Genomic DNA, 16,383 nt, shown 5'->3' with positions numbered 1-16,383 from the left:
TTACAGCGCGGTCGCTGTCACCGGCCCAACGAGGGCCGAGACGTTGCTCTCGGCGGAGACGGCGCGCAGCCAGTACCAACGGGTGTCGCCGACGCTGAGGCCGGTGCGGTCCCAGAAGAGGCTGGTCGGCTCGGTGGCCAATTTCACCGCGGCAGCCAGGCTGTTGCTGCTGGCCTCGAACACCTGCAGGCGGACAGCATCGGGCGGGAAGCCGCCGGAGAGGCGGATGCCACCGGCTATTCCCGTCGCCGTGGGCGCCGCCACCGCGGCCGGCACCAGCGCCTGCCGCCAGCCCGACACGGCGCCGCTACGCGCCACGGCGCGCACCCGAAAGCCGGTCGGCTCGGCGGTGGGGATGGCGGCGGCGGTGGCGCCCAACGACCCACCGTAGCCCTGCCAGGCCGCGACCGAGGCCGGTAGGAACTCGACCTGGTAGCCGGCAAGGTGCGAGGAGCCGACCGCAGCCCAGGACAGGGAGAGCACGGCAAAGGCGGTGGTCTGCGGCGTCTCCACCGTGATGCCGGCCGGTGCGGCGATGACGCCCGGGTTCGGCAGCACCACGGCCGGGTTACTCCCGGTGGCGCGCTCATCGACCGCCGGGTTCCAGTCCCACACCGCCGCGTCCTCCTCCTCCAGGGTGAGGTCGACACCACCCTCGGCGGCGAGCGACCAGGCGGTGACCCGCGCCGGGAACGGGGTGAGGCGGTCGAGCGCCACCGTCGCCGCGTCCCACGGCCGCAGCCGCAGCGCGGAGAGGTTGGCGGGGAAGGCCACGGTGCGCTGGCGGCGGTTGCGCTCCAGCTCGACCTTCATCAGCCGCTGCACGGTGGCGACCGAGGTGGTCAGCGGGAACTCGAGGTCGCGGTAGATCATCTCGCCGCCATCCTGGGCGACGTAGTTGGAGGCCAGCAGCGGCGGCGCGTCGGTCGGCTGCCAGTTGGCCGCCGGCTCGACATAGACTGCGCGCACCCCGTTGAAGAGATCGCGTCGCGGCCGCGCGCCCTGGATGGTGACATCGCCGCGCAGGTCGTCGGAGGTGAGCGTCGCCGCCGGCAGCGCGGGCGCCCCGGCATGGATGAAGAACCGCCCGCCCGAAACCACCAGCGCGCCGGCCATGGCGGCGGCGAGCTTGCGGGTGATGGCGATCTTGCCCTCGGCGAGGGAGAGCACGCCGTTGGCGATGTAGCGACGCTCATAGACCCCGGCCCGGGTGCCGACCAACTCGTCGCAGATGTTGGCCGCCGCCATCAGCGCCGGGATGTCGATATCGTACCACGACGCGCGCCAGCCGAAGGGCGCGGTGAGGTACCAGGCGAGCAGCAGGGCGGGATTGTCGGACCAGCCCACCGCACCGGTGCGCGGGTCGAGGATGGTGTCGGCGCCCTCGACGATGGCGGCGATGTTGGGCGGGCCGGCGGGGAAGGCCTCGGCGGTGAGCTTCAGGCGCACGGCGACATAGGCGCGGCCACGGCCGCGATGCGCGCTGGTCCACTGGCCGCCGGTCTCGGCGATCAGGTTGGCGTCGGCCGCCTGGTCGGGGGCGCCGAGATGGCGGTCGATGCGCACCAGCCCGGCGAGCGAGGGGTCGCTCTCGATCTTGTCGCCGAGGAACACCTCGCCGATCGCCCGCACCCGGTGCGCCGCCAGCACGACGACGGAATAGAAGTAGCCGTCCGCCCGGCCCTCGTCGTCGGTCGCCGAGTGCAGGAAGACGATCGGCCCCGACACCTTGCAGCGGCCAACGACGATCTGATGCTCGGTGACCGGCTGGCGGAAGGCCTGGGTGCGGCCGGCGCCCGGCTGGCCGGCGTCGAAGCCGGCGATTGCCGCCGCCTGCGGGCTGAGGCTGGCCTGCTTTTTCTGCTTCTGCGGAAAGACCGACTGGCCGATGGCCGAGACGATGAAGGCAGCGCCAGCGCCGACCACGGCGCCGATGATGCCGCCGCCGAGCGCGGCGGAGGCCACGCCGGCAGCGGCGACAGCGATGAGCGGGACAGCGGCAGGCATCAGGCGCGGCCCTCCGAGGCGTCAGTCGATGCGCCAAGCAGTGGTGCAATCGGTCAGAGAGATGCGGACCAGGCCGCGCGGCCCAACGAAGGCGGCGCGGCCGCCCTCGACCACGACGCCGAGCCGCGGCGGGTCGCCGGCGAGGACGACGTCGCCCGCCCGCGCGAAACTGGGCGGGATGCGCGGGAAGCCCGCGCTGTCGGCGGTGGCCTCCAGCGTCGGCAGGCTGCGCCACCCCGGCCGACGGCCGGTCATTGCCAGCACCGCCGCCAGCGCGAACCGCCCGCAGTTCCAGCGATGGGCGTCGAAGGGACGCGTCTCCGCCGCGGCGAGCAGCGCTGCCAGCCGCGAAGGCCAATCCGGCAGCCGGGCCATCAGTTGGCCGGCAGCCGGATCTCCGCCTCCTGCAGGGCGGGGACGAACTCGAAGAAGCGGTCCCCCGGATATTCGGCCTGCTGGTCGGCGTCGGTGTAGCGCCGCACCTCGGCGCGCTCGAGGTCGACGAGGCGGCTTTCGCAGGTCAGCGAGATCCGCGGCTCGGCCCCGTCCACCACCTGCATGGTGTCCATCAGCCCGGCCCAGAGGGGGAACGGGTCGGCGACGAAGGCGCCCTCGGCATCGAGCAGCGCGCCCCACAGCCGCGCCGGGCGCAGCCGGAAGGACTGCTCGGCGAGCGCGATATCGACCACCTCCTGCGGCACCGGCGAGAGCGTCAGGGTGATGCGCACGGCGCGCAGCTCGGCAGTCTCCTCGATGTCGGAGACGGCGCCGATGCTGCCCATGCCCTCATAGGTGACGCCGGCCCAATGGAGTGGCCCGAGCCCGGTCCAGGCGCGAATGGGGCCGGACGCGAAGTCGAGCTCGACCAGCACCACCGGTGTGGCGACCGGCGCGGTGGCGGCAGCCGCAGCCTGGGGCGAGAGCCGCGGCGTGGCGGTGATGCCCTCGCTCATGGGAGAGCCTCCTCGAGGCGGATGGTGATGGCGGTGAAGCGCCCCGGCCGGGTGGGGTTGGCCCCCTCGTCGTCGGAGGCGAGCCGCATGGCGACAGTGGGCGTGGTCAGCACCAGCGGCTCGGCGAGCGACGCCGCGGCGCGCTCGAGGTCGACGAGGCGGCTCTCGCAGGTGAGCGAGATCCTGGCCTCCGCGCCGTCAACCACCTGCATGGTGTCCATCAGCCCGGCCCAGAGCGGGAAAGGGTCGGCGACGAAGGCGCCCTCGGCATCGAGCAGCGCGCCCCACAGCCGCGCCGGGCGCAGCCGGAAGGATTGCTCGGCCAGCGCGATGTCCACCACCTCCTGCGGCACGGGCGAGAGGGTGAGCGTGATGCGCACCGCGCGGAGCTCGGCGGTCTCCTCGATGTCGGAGACCGCGCCGATGGTGCCCATGCCCTCGTAGGTCACCCCCGCCCAATGGAGCGGGCCGCGCCCGGTCCAGGCGCGGATGGGGCCGGAGGCAAAGGCGAGTTCGACGAGCACGACGGGGCTGGCGACCGGCGCGGTGGCGGCGGCCGCGGCCTGGGGCGAGAGGCGCGGCGTGGCGGCGATGCCCTCGCTCATGGCAGCGCCTCCTCCAGGCGGATGGTGATGGCGGTGAAACGCCCCGGCCGGGTGGGGTTCGCCCCCTCGTCGTCGGAGGCGAGGCGCATGGCGACGGTCGGCGTGGTCAGCACCAGCGGCTCGGCGAGCGAGGCCGCGGCGCGCAGCGGCGGGGCGATCGGGATGGTTGCCGTGCCGGTGCCGGAGGCCACCACCGGCTCGGTCGCCATGTAGAGCCGGCCGGCGAGGCCGATATGGTCCCCCGCCCCGACCGCCACCGCGTTCGGCCACCAGCCCTGGGTCGAGAGCGACAGCGCCCCGCGCGCCGCGCCGGCCGCGAGCGACGGCGTGCCGCTGCCCACCATCAGCCCCGTGCCATCGGTGAAGATGGTGGCGTCCGAGAAGGAGTACGGCCCGGAGGGCACTTCCCCCTGGCTGCGCGGATCGCCGGTGCGGTACTCGCGCCGCCAGTCCCAAATGCGGATGGTGTTGGCGGATCCGGCCAGGGCGGCGAGCAGCCCCTCCAGCACGCCGGCCTGGATGCGGTTGAGCGGATCGAAGCTGGCCTCGGCGATCCAGCGCGCCCCGTCGCGGCGCAGCACCTGGGTGGCGCGGCTGACCGGCGAGACGAAGCGCAGCGTGTTGTGCTGCAGATAGAAGCTCAGCCGCGACGGCCGCAGCGCGGTGGGCCAGGCGTATTCGGTCATGCGCGCCCCTCCCCGCTATCCCCGCACCGTGTCGTAGGCCGCGCCGCCGCGGCGGATGGCATCCAGCGTCATGGCCGAGGCCTGGCCGGCGATCTGGCCGGCGAGCAGCCGCAGTCGCGCCTCGACACCGGCGTCGGCGCCGCGCGCGTCGATCGCGATGCTGGTGTGGATGGTCGGCCCGCCCGGCGCGGTGCCATTCGGCAGCACCGTCCCCGCCTGGCGTGGCACGAACCATTCGGGGCCCCGCTCGCCGACGACATAGGGCTGGCCGGCGGTGACCGGCCCGCCCTCGGCGCGGAACAGGCCGCCGATCGCGGCGCCGATGGAATCGAGCCAGCTTCCCGCGCCCATGCTCGACAGCCCCGCCGATACGGCATTGCCGAGCGGCTCGGTGATGACCTTGCGGGCGAGGATGCGCGTGATGTCCTGCAGCAGGCCCTCCAGCACGGAGGAGAACTTCTCGCCCTTGACGATGGCGTCCTCGAAGGCGCTGGAGAACGTCAGGCCCAACTCGCGGACGGTGTCGGAGGTGCGTTCCGCGCCGCGCTGCACACGCTCCTCAGCCTGTTCCAGTTCCTCCATCGCCGCGACCGCCTCGCGCCGGATGGTCTCGTCGGGCACCGCCCGGCCAGCCCGTTCCGCCCGTTCCACGAGGCTGGACAGGTTGGCGAGGCGGCGCTGGTAGCGCTCATAGGCGGTCTCGTTGTTCTGGATCAGCCGCTCGCGCTCGCGCAGCAGCTCGTTCAGCTCCCGCTCGGCCTCGCGCGCCTCCCGCGCGCCCTCATTGCTGGCGCGGCGGACCGCGGCGACGCGGGGTTCGAGGCGACGCAGTGCCTCGTCGCGCTCCTGCAGCGCCAGCGTCTCGAGGCGGGTGCGCTCAGCCGCGGTGACGCCACCGGCGGCCTCCGCCTCGCGCAGCCGGCGGACCCGCTCCTCGTATTCCCGGTTGATCCGAAAGCGGTCGTCGAGGTCGCGGGTGAGCTCCTGGACGTCCTGCGTCGCGCGGCGACCGCGGGCATCGGCCGCGGCGGCAGCGGCGGTCTCCTGCTCCGTCCGCTGGCGCTCGCCGGCGGCCTGCTCGCCGCGGGTGATCTCGGCCTGGAGCTCCGTGTACTGCCGGCGCAGCTCCTCCAGCCGGGCCGCGCGATCGACCCCGGCCTGCTGCTCCGCGGTGCCGACCAAGCCAGGACGGATGCTGCCGCGGCGGACCGACGCGCTGAGGCTGGCGCGGCCGTCCTGCTGGCTTTCCAGCCGAGCGATCTGCGCCGCCAGCGCCTCGGCCTGGCGCCGCATGCCGGCAAAGCGTTCCTCCTCGCTGAGCAGGCCGGCGCCCTGGCGGACGCCGTCCACGGCGCGTGCGGCAGCGGACAGCGCCCGGGCCAATGCGTTGGACAGCCAGATGGCGCGGTCGAGCTGGCCGAGGAAGTTTTCCGTCGACGCCGTCAGCTGCCCGAAGGCACGGCCGAGGGAGAGCGGGGCGCGGTCGAGTTCCGCACCGAGGCGTTCGGTCGCGCGCAGCAGGGCGGGGAAGACCCGCTCGGCGGTGAGCTTGCCCTCGGAGCCGAGCTTGCGCAGTTCGCCGATCGAGACGCCGAGTTCCTTGGCCAGCCCCTCGGCCAACAGCGGCATGGCCTCGAGGATGGAGCGCAGCTCGTCGCCCTGCAGGACACCCGAGGCCAGGGCCTGGGCGAGCTGGAGGGTGGCGGAGGAGATCTCCTGCGTGGAGGCGCCGGAGACGATGGCGACGCGCTGCAGGCCGCCGACGAGGCGGACCACCTGGTCGGAGGTGGCGCCGATCTCGCGCGCGGCGATCGAGAAGCGCTGGAAGGCGTCGACGCTCTCGGAGACGGCGACGCCGGTCTGCAGCGCGTTGCGGTACAGCACCTCGTAGACCGAACTCGCCCGCTCCACCGAGCCGGTGGCGTTCTGCAGGCGGGACAGGCTTTGCGTCAGCGCGTCGCCGGCCTGGACCAGCGCACGCGCGGCCACTGCCACGCCGGCGATCTGGATGCCGCGGGTGGCAACGTCCAGCAGTTCGAGCGAGCGGGAGGCGCGCTCGGCGCCGCCCGTGATCTGGTCGAGGGAGCGCTGGCCGGTCTCGCCGACCTCGCGCAGCCCGGCCTTGACCCGGGCGGCGTCGTCCAGCGACAGGCGGACCGAGACGCGGCGGGTGGCGTCGGCCATCAGCAAGCTCCACAGAGGCAATCGATGCCGCTTGCTGCGGTCAGCGTCACGTTGCAGCATCGACCTAAAGTACTGGGGCCGTGCTATGGACAACGACGACGGCGAGAGCCCATCCAACTGGGTGGGCCGCAGCCTGGATTACTGTTACGATCTCACGCTCAATTCGACGCTGGGCGGCATTCAGAAGAACTGCTTCCAACTCGCCGAGGACTACCAACGGCGAGGCCAATCGCCCGCAAAGGCCGTCGACAACCTCATCGCCTGGCAGTGCGGCAAGACCGGTCTTTCCGGTTTTGCTAACGGCCTGCCGGGCTTGCTCGCCATGCCCGTGACAGTACCACTCGACCTGACCGCGCTCTGGTATGTGCAGTTGAGAATGGTCGCCGCGACCGCGCTCATCTTCGGGCTCGATCCAAAGGAGGATCGTGTTCGCACTCTCTGCTATGCATCGCTTCTTGGCAGCGGTGCCCAGGAGGCATTGGGCAAGGTGGGCGTGACCATCGCGACAAGGAGCGCGGAGACCGCTTTACGCCGAATGCCAGGCACGGTCCTAACGCAGATCAACAAGGCGGTAGGCTTTCGCCTTGCAACGAAGTTTGGCCAAAAGGGCGCGATCAATCTCGTGAAGCTCGTGCCCGTCGCTGGGGGAGTGGTGGGCGGTACCATGAATGCGATCGGCACGCGCATTGTGGGGAAGACAGCGAAGCGGCTGCTTCAGCCGAACGACTGAGGACCAACTCTCCCGAAGAGGGTCACACGCTTAGCAACGTAACTAGTCCTAAGCTGGACTTGTCCTGTCACGCCTTTGAATTGCGACGATCGATGGCGCCCTCGGCCATGCCGATGCGGATGGCGAGCAGCAGCTCGGAAGCCGCCCAACCCGTAGCGCCCAGTTCCCGCGCCGCGGCGAGCGCGCCGGCGGTATCGAGCGTCAGGCCGGCCATGGTGGCCTCAGCGCAGGCCGTGCCAGCAGACCAGCAGGCGTGGCCTTCGAGGCTGGTGGGGGCCTGCGCGGCGTAGGGGCAGGCCAAACCGCAATCGCGCTCCAGAGCAGCGCAGCCGCGGCAGTAGTCGGGCCCGCGGCCGAAGTGCCAGGCGGCGCGGGCCCTCAGCCGTTTCCCTCCAGCGCCACGGCGGCGACCGGGGCGGTGGCGCGGTCCCAGAAGGCGGCAGCAATGTCGTCGAGGTCCATCAGGCGCTCGACCGCCTCGGGCGAGAGCGGCAGGGGCTTACCGGCGGCATCGCCGACACCCTCCCAGGCGGTCACGGCGTGGCGGGCCAGCGCCTTGACCAGGAAGGCGAAGGACAGGCCGCGCGACATGTCGGGGTCGAGGTCCGGGTCGGCGATGCGTATCGCGGCGAGGCGGCGCGCGGCGGTGGCCTGGGCAGCCGCCATGACGGCGGTGGTGACGGGTCGGATCTCCACGCGGACGCCGCGCGGCAGGTCGAGCCAGTACGGCTCGGCCGGGAGGTCGAGGGTGAGCATGGGCGACTCCATCCATTAGCCTTGATCTGCGCCGGCTAGCAGCGCAGCGGCGCTGCGCTCGGGCTGTTGACATTGATGTTGATCCGATCAACCTTTCACATTAACCTGATCAACATTGATGGTGAGTTTGGTGGCCCGTCAGCCAGCGCAACTTCCGAAACCGAAGGAAGACGAACGTTTTCCCGCAGCACCTGCCAAGGTCGACACTGGGTCAGTCGTCCTTGACGCGGAGCAGACGGCGGCTGCCCTAATCTTCCTCCACGAGACGCCCTTCGGCGGGCAGCCAGCAGGCCGCCGCTTTCGGCTTGCACATGCCAGCGTGCGAGAGATCACTGGTCGACCGGTGCTCGGCCAACATTTCCTAGACGAGGTGGCAATGCACCTTGCGAGGGCCGGTTTCGATCTCGTCCGGATGGACACGTACGTGGTGATCCAGCAGGCGAAGCAGCACCAGAGCCTCCGCCGTGCTCCTGCCAATCTACGTGCGGCGGCTCGCGCTGCGGCAGCGAGCGGCAACGCACTGCTGGTTCCAATAACCGCTGATCCCACCGAAGGAGAGAAGGACTGATGGCTCCGCGTCTCGACATTGCAGCAAGGAAATCGAAGCCCGCAGCGCCTCCGGCGATGTCGGTCGAACTGCGAGCGCGCACGCGTTTGCCGAAGCTTGCTCTCCAGCAAGTGATCATCCCCGCTCCGACGATCGCACACGCAACGTTCAATCGCGGCGCTGTCAGCAAGTGCGGGCTCTTCAGCACATTGACAGGGTGGACAGACGAGCGCGCGCGGAGGTTCCCCTTCCAGCATTTCACGGTGCCAGCATCGAAGGCGGTAGGAGTCGCTGCTATGGTTGCGCACTTCTACGAGGAGATTGGCCTCAAGCGTCCCGCCGTCCGACTGTCGCCAAAGTTCACCAAGAAGAAGCCCTGGGGCCCTCCCCGTGATCTCGGCCGGAAGCCACTGCGCAAGATCGAGGGGCTGCTGCGCCCACCGCGCGGAACGCTTATGCACTAAGACCCGGCTTGCTGATCGAGCGGAGGTCAGGCTTCTGAAGCACGTACTCTATGGTCGCTGCCCGCCCGAGGGCTGCGTGATGAGCATCACGCGTACTCCGCCCCTGCCTGCTGGTTCTTCAGCACTGCGGTCATCATGCGCGTCGCGGTTGCGTTGAAGGCCGCGCGGAACTCGAAGCTCGCCTCGACGCCGCCCGGCCCTTCGACCGGGGTCTTCGCCAGCGCCAGATACACCTCGTGCAGCGTGAAGGTGAGGCTGCGGTTCGCATCGATCGTGTAGCTGAAGGCGAACTCGGCCGGCGCGTTGTTTTGCGCCTGGGTCAGCAGCGCGGTGTCCGCGAAGCGCGCGGTGATCTGGCCAGTGGCGCGCGCGATGCCGGGATCGACGCCCTCCACCTTCCGGTCGGCGCGGATGGTGCGGACCATCTCCATGCCATTGGCGTAGGTGAGCCGCGCCCCGGTCACCTGTGCGAGTGCCGAGCCGTTCCGGCTGATCGCGCCCTGCGCCTTGTTGAAGGCGGTGTATGCGGCGCTGGTCGGCGTGCCGCCCGAACTTGCGGCACCGCGCACCGAGCCCTGCCCCATCAGCCCGAAGGTCGCCGTCGCAGGCCCAGTCGGCGAGAAATCGATCTCCAGCGTGTCGGCGCGCACGCCGGTGCAGAGGTCGTAGTTCGGCACGTCGGGATAGCCGATCTCGATGCTGTTCGAAGGTAGCGAGGCGGCGCCCGAGCCAAAGCTGTGAATGAAATTGGGGCTAGTGCCGGTGGTGGTCGGCGGGCCGAGCAGCAGACGCAGCCAGTGGCCGATGTTGACGAGGTCCACCGGCACCACCGCCTGGCCCTGCACGGTGACGGTGTCGAGGAACGGCGCCGCGGGATCGCGGCTGCTGCCGACGCCAATGACGTCGGCATCGAGCAGCGGCTGCTCGGCGCCGAGGTCACAGGAGAGGAACGGCATGCGCAGCCAGTCGCCCGATGGCGCGGTGCCGTAGGTCGCCTCGGGAATCATGAGCAGGCGGCAATTGGCGCCGATGGCACGGGGCATCGGGTGTCTCCGGGATCAGCGGGAGGAAGCAGCGTCAGGCCAGCGGCGAGCCGGCGACGGTGAAGAACAGCGCGACGGGGATGGAGGCAGCCCTAGCCGCAGCCGCGCCCTCGAACTCGACGTCCTCGAACTCGGGCGCGCCGGGCTGCGCCCACTCCACCGCGCCGCCGAGGGTGCGATCCGCGGTAATAGCGGCGGCGAGGTCCACCAGCAGCGCATCGAGCAGAGCATTCCTCGCCGCCGGCGTCGCGCCACCAACGGTGACTTCGACCTCGGCGCGGTGCTCGATCGCCCAGGCGAGTGGCGAGAGGAATGCCGTCTCGTCGACGGTCTCGCCATCGCGGATGAGGACCAGCCCGCCCGGCGGCAGGCGCTGCGGCACGGTCTCGCCGCGCAGCACCAGCGGCGCCGGATTCCTGCCGGCCAAGGATGTGGCCAGCCGGCTGTGCAGCGCCGCGATCGCAGCCTCCCGCATGCTTACGGCGCCGCCCTCCCGCTCTCGCGTTCCCAGGCCGCGACAAAGCGCCCCGGCAGCCGGCGCAGGCCGCGCTCGGCGGCACCCTTCACGTCGAGCCGCTTAGCGAGCTTCACCTGCGGCAGCAGCAGGAACATCGGCACCATCCCGCGGGCGAGCATGCCGCGCGCCCAGGCCTCGCGACCCTTGCGGTTGCCGGTGCCGATCTCGGCCAGGCCACCGGCGACCAGCCGGGTGCGCCGACGTCGGCCGGTCTGCTCCCCCTGACGTAGCGGCAGGCACCACACGAAGCCGCGCCCGGATTGGAACGGCCGCAGAAAGCCCTGCCCGGAGGCGACCATCTGCGCCGGTGTCACCCGCAGGCCCTTCTCGCCGCGTCCCCGGCGCCCCCGCGCCGCATTGAAGCCCGTAGGGATCGCCAGGAATTTCCGCCCGCCCTTGGCCCGGATCAGCGCACCGCGCTCGAAGGCGTCGATGACATTCGGCACCTTGGTCCAGACCAGCCCAGCGGGACGCAGTGACTGCCCCGAGCGAGGAAACACCTGCGAGCGCCAGGCATGGGCGATGCCACGCGCATTGCCACCGAAGCTGCTGGTGACCTGTCGGCGCAGTTCCGCTTTGACCTGCTCGGTCTCGGCGCGGATCGCTGTCATCGCCGCGCGCTCGCCGGCGCGGACCTCGGCGGCGAGCACCTGCCGCAGATCGCCGACGATTCTGGCGGCGAGCCTCATGGCGTGCCGCCGTCAGGCGGCAGGCCGGTGCGATGACGGATGATGGCGACGGCGAGGTCGTGCAGCGCCGCCTGGCCGAGGTAGCCGAACACGAAGGCAAAGAGGAACCGGCCGTACTCGTTGAGCTCGACGAAGCCCCCGAGCGCATAGCCGGCACTGCCGACCAGGGCGGCGGAGGGGACCTCCCAGGCGAGGCACCAGCCAAAGCGCCGGCGCTCGGGGTTGTTCCAGCGCACGAAGCCACCGGCGAGGCCGGCGGCGGCGCCGAGCAGCAGGTCGCGCAGGATCTCCAGCAGGGTGAGGGCGTTCTGCGGCATGGCGGATTCCTATCGCTGGCAGAGCACGCGCCAGGCGGTGCCGGAGGCGTCGCGCTCGGCATGGGTGACGGTGAGCAGATCCGGGCCGAGGACGAAGCTGTCGCCGGCGGCGAGGTCGGGCAGGACAGCGATGGCGACGGAGAGGATGTCGGTGGCCGAGAGGATCTCGGTGCCGAAGGCGTCGGCGACACGGTCGGGTGACGACCGCAGGACGCGGAGACTGATGGGTGGGCCACTGCCGCCCTGCCGGTAGACGGCGTCGGCCCCCAGGTTCGGATCGGCGACCAGGGCCGCCATCGCGTCGGTGAAGGCGTTCACTGCTCGCCCCCGTCGGCGGGGTTCAGCCGCCGCACCGCGGCGAGCCGCCCGGCACAGTCGGCATGGGCGGCGTCATAGGCCAGCAGCAGCTCCGCCACCTGCCCCTGGGTCAGGCCATCCCCGAAAGGGAGAACCGGCGCCGCGGCGCAGACCAGCAGCGCGTCAGGGAGACGGAGCGGCAGCAACCGGATCTCCGGCGGCGCGGTTGGCGCGCAGGCGCTCGACAGCATCGCGCAGCACAGGGGCAGCGCCGGCAGCGTGGCTCGGATCACGGCGGAGGGCCTCCAGATTGGCGCCGAGGCGGGCTGCCTGGGCGCGGGCGCGTTCGGCCTCGCCGGTCAGCGCGGCGATGTGGCGGGCGTGCTCGGCGGTGGCGCGGACCAGCGCCGCCGCATTGGCCTCGGCGGTGCGCGTGGCCGTCGCGGCATCCAGGCGGGCGGCGTCGCGCTGCGACCGGAAGTGCCAGGCGGCCGCGGCGGAGAGCAGGATTGCTGCCGCGATCCCAATCGGCAGCGCGTGCCGGCCGAGCAGCGCAAGGATCGCCGCGCCCATCAGGGATAGGCCCTGCGGTCGAGCTCGAAATGCGGCCCGTCGCGAAAGGAGGCCCAGTCGCCGCCCCAGACGATCGGCACGCCGAGCTCCTTCGCCGCGGCCTTCATCGCCGTGCCGATCTGCTCGTACAGCGGCCAATCCCAGCGGATCTCGCCCTGCTCCACCGAGCCGTCGCCGTCGTCGAGCCAGTAGGCGAGATCGACGGCATGACCGGTGAGGTGCCGGCTGTTCATGGTGCGCGAGGCACCGATCGCGACCAGCCGGGCCTGGCGCTCGCGCGTGCGCAGCCCCTCCGTGACGATGAAGGGCACCGCCAGCCGGGCCCGTTCGACGACGCGCACCAGGTCGCGGTGCACGCCCTCAAGGCGCGCGCGGTCGCGCGGCAGGAGCGTGGCCATCACGCCCCCGAGGCCGGCACACGGGCCAGCATCACCCGCACCGTGGCATCGGCCGCCAGCGCCGCGACCGTGCAGAGGCCGACCTGGAAGTTGCCGGTCGCGGTGGTAGTGATGCGGCGATTGGTGTTGTCCCAGAACACCCGCACGCCCTGGCTGATGGCGAGCGCGGGCTCCTTGGTGAGTTCGAACTCGCCGCGGGTCTCGCAGTCGACGCTGGCATTCTGCGCGGCGTCGGACGCCGCCACGCCAAAGAAGGCGCCGACCAGCATGCCCTGGCCAGAGAGGATGCCCCCGGCATAGGGCACCACCATCGGGATGGAGCGCGCGTCGGGACGGATGCAGTTGCGCATGGGAGGGTCTCCTGAAAGCGCCAGGGCGCCGACCGGAGCTCCGGCGGCGCCCTGGCGCGCTACGGATGGAATGGAATGGAGCGGCGGGATCAGGTGCCCGGGTTGAACCAGGCGCCGCGCCAGTCGATGGCGCCGACGCCGAAGTCGAAGATCACGCTGACCTCGACGCCGTCTGCGCCCTGCACCGGGCCGGTGGTGACCTGCGGCCCCTCGGCCCCGTTGAGGTAGCCGTAGACATAGACGGGTGCCGCGACCGGGTCGGAGAACAGGTACCAGCGGTTCGCCTGGATCAGCGGCTCGATCACCGGCTGCACGAAGCCGGCAAAGACGTTCGCCTTGCCGATCTCGCTCGCCTGCACGACCACCGTCGCTTGGCGGGCGGCGAGCTCGAGGTTCGGCCCGACCAGCAGCCGCATGGTCTGCCCCATGGAGATGGGCAGCCCGTCCAGCGTGCGCTGCTTCATGACGGCGGTGCGGCCAGCGCCGATGGTCGTGGTGTCGAGCACCGTGCCGGTGCTGGCCTTGTTGGCGCGCGCCGCACCGGTGGCGAACACGGGCGCGCTGCCGGTGGTCAGCGTCGGGCCCTCGCCATTGGCGCTGTTCAGCAGATTGTAGGCGGTGGCGTTCTCGAACTCGGCAACGCGGCGGCCGATGGCGGCGGCGAAGTCGGTGAAGGCGCCGAGGTCGTCGTTGACCAGCATCGGCCGCGTGACGCGGATGCGCCGCGCGAAGGTCTGCAGCAGGACGATCTCCTGGCTCTCGGACATGGTGCCGACCTGGATCTCGCCGTTCTCGGCGAGCGGCAGCAGGGTCGGGAAGTCGCCGATGCGCAGGTGCCGGTGCGGCTTGAAGTCGCGGAAGTCGCGCCGGAGGAAGACCTGACGGTAAGTCGGCTGCGCCGGCTGGTAGGCGGCGAGCAGCATCTTGTTGGCGGCCGCCGCGAGCAGCAGCGGGAAGTCCGAGCTGGTGTGGAAAGCGCGCTCGGCGAGCAGGGTCGGGTTGCGGGGCACGCTCCGCTCGCCGCGGGCGCGGAGCAGCTCCCCGATCATGTCCGAGGGACGCCAGCCCATGAATTCGGCGTGGCGGCCCGAGCGACCATTCTCCCCCTGGGGCTGGTAGCCAGGCATGGCGCGGGCAGCGAGAGCCTCGGCCATGGCGTCGAGGATCTGCGCCGGGTCATCGTGGCCTGGGCCGGTCTCGGGGCGGGCGGGGATGGAGGGACGCGGCCCCTGCGCCACCAGGGCGTCGAACAGGGCGCGGCGGGCCTGGTCTCCGGTCCAGCCCTGGGCGATGGCCTCGGCACGCACCGGGGTGATGCGGTCCGCCGGCAGCAAGGCGCGGGCGGCGTCGACCGCGGCGTCGATGCCGGCGATGCGCTCGCGCTCGGCGCGCTGGGCCTCGGCGCGGACCGCATCGAGGTCCGGTGCGGCGCGGGTGGGTGCCAGGGCGCTGGGCGCGGGGCTGGGTGTGGTGGTCACCGTGGTCTCCTGGGGCGGGTTGGACGGCGCGGCGGAGGGCGGCGCCGACGGGGCAGCAGCCGGGGTCTCCGGCGTCGTCTCGGGCATGGGTGAATCCTCATCAGGCAGGGCGGGCTCGATGGCGATGGCGGGCGCGCCCTGCGGCGCCTCACCCCGCACCGCCGCATCGCGATCCACCGGGACCGGCACGACGGAGATCTCGAAGGGCTCCCAATCCACCGCGCGGTGGACGGTCTCGCCGGTGGCGGCGTCGGGCCGCGGCTCGTAGCGATGCACGCGATAGCCGACGCTGACCGCGCGCAGCGTGCCGTCGGCGATGCGCTGCCAGACGGGCTCGATGTCCGCGGCGGTGCTGAACTGCAGCGTGGCGTAGCCGCGCCCACGCTCGAGGCGGGCAGCAACCACACGGCCGAGCACGTCGCGGGCGCCACCGCGGCGGTGGGTGTCGAGCACCGGCGCGCGGCCGGAGCGCAACGCGTCCATGCGCACCGCGTTCGGCGACATCTCCAGCTCCTCGGTGATCAGGCCGAGGGCGGGGACGAAGTTGCGGGCGCGCGCGCCGGTGCTCCACACCACCTCGACGGTGCGGGCGGCTCGGTCGACGGTGGCAGGCGCGGTGATGGCACGCTGCGCGACCAAGGGAAAATCCCTAGCGGCCGGTGCATCGGGGCCGGCGCACACGGCGTCATCGCCGCTCACAGCGGTCGCCTCATTCATCCCATTCTGGTCCTAATGCTTGGCTGCGCTGGGTCGACGGATCTGAGAGCCCGCGATTGCGGCATCAGCACTGAGGGTCGCCCCACTGCGCAATGCAGAGTTCATCGGTACGGCGGTCCCCATACGGGCTACACCGGCCTGGCAGTGAGTTTGGAAGGACACGCAGTGTCGCTAGAGGATCTCTTTGCGCGCGATGATCGGCTGCCCTTGAATCGAAAGGAGCGCTACTACGCGGCAACGGTACTGCCCGGCATAATCTGCACGGATGGGCTGCAGCGCTTGCTCCAGCGCCTCGGTCGGTCAGATGTCAGGGCTGACCTGATGCCCGACTCGACCAACACCCAGCTCTTCACTGAATATGATCTCCGCGATGCGATCCGCGGGCGGCGCAACTCACCGCACGGTCACCTGCTCCCGCAGCTGACCGGCGATACTCCTGACGTCGTCATCCTAATCGATGCGCCCAACCCGCTGCTCCTTGTGCTCGAAGCGAAGCTCTTTAGCTCGGGAACTCCCGAGAATATGGCCGAGCAGCTTCGTCGCCAGCGGGAATACGTTGTCGAGCCACTCAAGGAGATTGTCGGCGGCTGCGATGCTCTCCAAATTGCACTGGTACCTGCGTCGCTCGCGGAAGGCATCCGGCGGCTCTTGCCCGACTCCCCCGCGCATCAGACTCTCACTTGGGAAGAGATCGCTTACGATTACCGTGACGTGGCGGCCGCCTCGTATTGGGTTCGACTGCTGCGCCATGCTCTGGGCTGGGAGTGTTGGCTTCGGGCAGTGGCTGGTACGAAGGATGACCACGCGGACTCGCGCATGACAGCTGCAGAAATTCTCGAGGCGCATAGCTCACAAGAATCTCCCATTGGCTACGTGGGAGTGGGTCGCGCTGTATGGAGACTTCTGCAAGACGACGTCGTGACCTCTGGCGGAACAGTCCGCCTTTATGCGGTCAGCTACGCTCGGGAGGCACCGAGCCGAAACTACATCCCAGTAGATGAGTTCGTGTCGACTGTCCGTGCTTGGCTCCGACACGGCGTACCGCGACGGCTGCAAGACGGCGCATAAGGTG

General features: G+C 71.0%; 22 protein-coding genes. 4 read left to right on the top strand and 18 right to left on the bottom strand.

The features are described 5' to 3' along the window. The 6 genes from AAFN86_RS26975 to AAFN86_RS26950 are packed head-to-tail and all read right to left on the bottom strand — an operon-like array spanning position 1 to position 6,435. On the bottom strand, positions 1 to 2,007 hold the full coding sequence (locus AAFN86_RS26975; RefSeq protein WP_347546718.1) for a phage tail protein: 2,007 nt from the start codon (positions 2,005 to 2,007) through the stop codon (positions 1 to 3). A gap of 21 nt (positions 2,008 to 2,028) precedes the next feature. Then, complete coding sequence (locus tag AAFN86_RS26970; protein ID WP_347546717.1) at positions 2,029 to 2,382, bottom strand: DUF6950 family protein; 354 nt, start codon at positions 2,380 to 2,382, stop codon at positions 2,029 to 2,031. After that, positions 2,382 to 2,960 (bottom strand): hypothetical protein, encoded by a 579-nt coding sequence (locus AAFN86_RS26965; protein ID WP_347546716.1) that lies wholly within the window; start codon positions 2,958 to 2,960, stop codon positions 2,382 to 2,384. Before AAFN86_RS26965 ends, AAFN86_RS26970 begins: the two co-directional genes overlap by 1 nt. Beyond that, on the bottom strand, positions 2,957 to 3,565 hold the full coding sequence (locus AAFN86_RS26960) for a hypothetical protein (RefSeq protein WP_347546715.1): 609 nt from the start codon (positions 3,563 to 3,565) through the stop codon (positions 2,957 to 2,959). The genes AAFN86_RS26965 and AAFN86_RS26960 overlap by 4 nt, the downstream gene beginning before the upstream one ends. Continuing rightward, positions 3,562 to 4,251, bottom strand: a complete 690-nt coding sequence (locus tag AAFN86_RS26955; RefSeq protein WP_347546714.1) for a hypothetical protein — start codon at positions 4,249 to 4,251, stop codon at positions 3,562 to 3,564. Before AAFN86_RS26955 ends, AAFN86_RS26960 begins: the two co-directional genes overlap by 4 nt. Before the next feature lie 15 nt (positions 4,252 to 4,266). After that, on the bottom strand, positions 4,267 to 6,435 hold the full coding sequence (locus tag AAFN86_RS26950) for a tape measure protein (protein ID WP_347546713.1): 2,169 nt from the start codon (positions 6,433 to 6,435) through the stop codon (positions 4,267 to 4,269). 85 nt (positions 6,436 to 6,520) lie between these two features. On the opposite strand from AAFN86_RS26950, the gene AAFN86_RS26945 reads away from it, so the two are divergent. Next, on the top strand, positions 6,521 to 7,165 hold the full coding sequence (locus tag AAFN86_RS26945; RefSeq protein ID WP_347546712.1) for an EcsC family protein: 645 nt from the start codon (positions 6,521 to 6,523) through the stop codon (positions 7,163 to 7,165). Between the two features lie 67 nt (positions 7,166 to 7,232). Here AAFN86_RS26945 and AAFN86_RS26940 read toward each other — a convergent pair whose 3' ends face one another. Both AAFN86_RS26940 and AAFN86_RS26935 read right to left on the bottom strand, forming a co-directional pair. After that, positions 7,233 to 7,379 (bottom strand): hypothetical protein, encoded by a 147-nt coding sequence (locus AAFN86_RS26940; RefSeq protein WP_347546711.1) that lies wholly within the window; start codon positions 7,377 to 7,379, stop codon positions 7,233 to 7,235. Between the two features lie 164 nt (positions 7,380 to 7,543). Further along, positions 7,544 to 7,921: a hypothetical protein gene (locus AAFN86_RS26935; RefSeq protein WP_347546710.1), complete on the bottom strand. Its 378-nt coding sequence runs from the start codon at positions 7,919 to 7,921 to the stop codon at positions 7,544 to 7,546. A gap of 118 nt (positions 7,922 to 8,039) precedes the next feature. Between AAFN86_RS26935 and AAFN86_RS26930 the strand changes: the two genes are divergently transcribed. Then, complete coding sequence (locus tag AAFN86_RS26930) at positions 8,040 to 8,489, top strand: hypothetical protein (RefSeq protein WP_347546709.1); 450 nt, start codon at positions 8,040 to 8,042, stop codon at positions 8,487 to 8,489. Further along, a complete protein-coding gene (locus tag AAFN86_RS26925; protein WP_347546708.1) occupies positions 8,489 to 8,932 on the top strand; it encodes a hypothetical protein in 444 nt (147 codons plus the stop codon). Before AAFN86_RS26930 ends, AAFN86_RS26925 begins: the two co-directional genes overlap by 1 nt. An 86-nt stretch (positions 8,933 to 9,018) precedes the next feature. On the opposite strand, the gene AAFN86_RS26920 is transcribed toward AAFN86_RS26925, so the two are convergent. From AAFN86_RS26920 to AAFN86_RS26875, 10 genes are all read right to left on the bottom strand, one after another. Then, complete coding sequence (locus tag AAFN86_RS26920) at positions 9,019 to 9,975, bottom strand: phage tail tube protein (RefSeq protein ID WP_347546707.1); 957 nt, start codon at positions 9,973 to 9,975, stop codon at positions 9,019 to 9,021. A 34-nt stretch (positions 9,976 to 10,009) separates the two neighbouring features. Next, entirely contained in the window at positions 10,010 to 10,450 is a 441-nt protein-coding gene (locus AAFN86_RS26915; protein WP_347546706.1) for a hypothetical protein, read from the bottom strand. A 2-nt stretch (positions 10,451 to 10,452) separates the two neighbouring features. Further along, positions 10,453 to 11,181: a DUF6441 family protein gene (locus AAFN86_RS26910; protein ID WP_347546705.1), complete on the bottom strand. Its 729-nt coding sequence runs from the start codon at positions 11,179 to 11,181 to the stop codon at positions 10,453 to 10,455. Beyond that, on the bottom strand, positions 11,178 to 11,498 hold the full coding sequence (locus AAFN86_RS26905) for a phage holin family protein (RefSeq protein WP_347546704.1): 321 nt from the start codon (positions 11,496 to 11,498) through the stop codon (positions 11,178 to 11,180). The genes AAFN86_RS26910 and AAFN86_RS26905 overlap by 4 nt, the downstream gene beginning before the upstream one ends. Positions 11,499 to 11,507: 9 nt before the next feature. After that, complete coding sequence (locus AAFN86_RS26900; protein WP_347546703.1) at positions 11,508 to 11,816, bottom strand: hypothetical protein; 309 nt, start codon at positions 11,814 to 11,816, stop codon at positions 11,508 to 11,510. Further along, a complete protein-coding gene (locus tag AAFN86_RS26895) occupies positions 11,813 to 12,001 on the bottom strand; it encodes a hypothetical protein (protein WP_347546702.1) in 189 nt (62 codons plus the stop codon). The genes AAFN86_RS26900 and AAFN86_RS26895 overlap by 4 nt, the downstream gene beginning before the upstream one ends. Continuing rightward, positions 11,979 to 12,368, bottom strand: a complete 390-nt coding sequence (locus tag AAFN86_RS26890; protein WP_347546701.1) for a hypothetical protein — start codon at positions 12,366 to 12,368, stop codon at positions 11,979 to 11,981. The genes AAFN86_RS26895 and AAFN86_RS26890 overlap by 23 nt, the downstream gene beginning before the upstream one ends. Then, positions 12,368 to 12,766, bottom strand: coding sequence for a M15 family metallopeptidase (locus AAFN86_RS26885; RefSeq protein ID WP_347546700.1), 399 nt, complete (start codon positions 12,764 to 12,766; stop codon positions 12,368 to 12,370). Before AAFN86_RS26885 ends, AAFN86_RS26890 begins: the two co-directional genes overlap by 1 nt. Beyond that, entirely contained in the window at positions 12,766 to 13,116 is a 351-nt protein-coding gene (locus AAFN86_RS26880) for a DUF2190 family protein (RefSeq protein WP_347546699.1), read from the bottom strand. The genes AAFN86_RS26885 and AAFN86_RS26880 overlap by 1 nt, the downstream gene beginning before the upstream one ends. An 89-nt stretch (positions 13,117 to 13,205) precedes the next feature. Then, on the bottom strand, positions 13,206 to 15,311 hold the full coding sequence (locus tag AAFN86_RS26875) for a prohead protease/major capsid protein fusion protein (RefSeq protein WP_347546698.1): 2,106 nt from the start codon (positions 15,309 to 15,311) through the stop codon (positions 13,206 to 13,208). A 165-nt stretch (positions 15,312 to 15,476) separates the two neighbouring features. Here AAFN86_RS26875 and AAFN86_RS26870 point away from each other — a divergent pair, with 165 nt between their 5' ends. Beyond that, the gene (locus AAFN86_RS26870; RefSeq protein WP_347546697.1) at positions 15,477 to 16,379 is read left to right on the top strand and encodes a hypothetical protein; all 903 of its coding nucleotides are present in this window, start codon (positions 15,477 to 15,479) and stop codon (positions 16,377 to 16,379) included. Positions 16,380 to 16,383: the final 4 nt, after the last annotated feature.

It is taken from the genome of Roseomonas sp. CAU 1739, assembly GCF_039839775.1.
Classification (GTDB): Bacteria; Pseudomonadota; Alphaproteobacteria; order Acetobacterales; family Acetobacteraceae; genus Neoroseomonas.
Note: the sequence above shows the minus strand (reverse complement) of the source record. Positions and strands in the feature narration are given on the sequence as shown.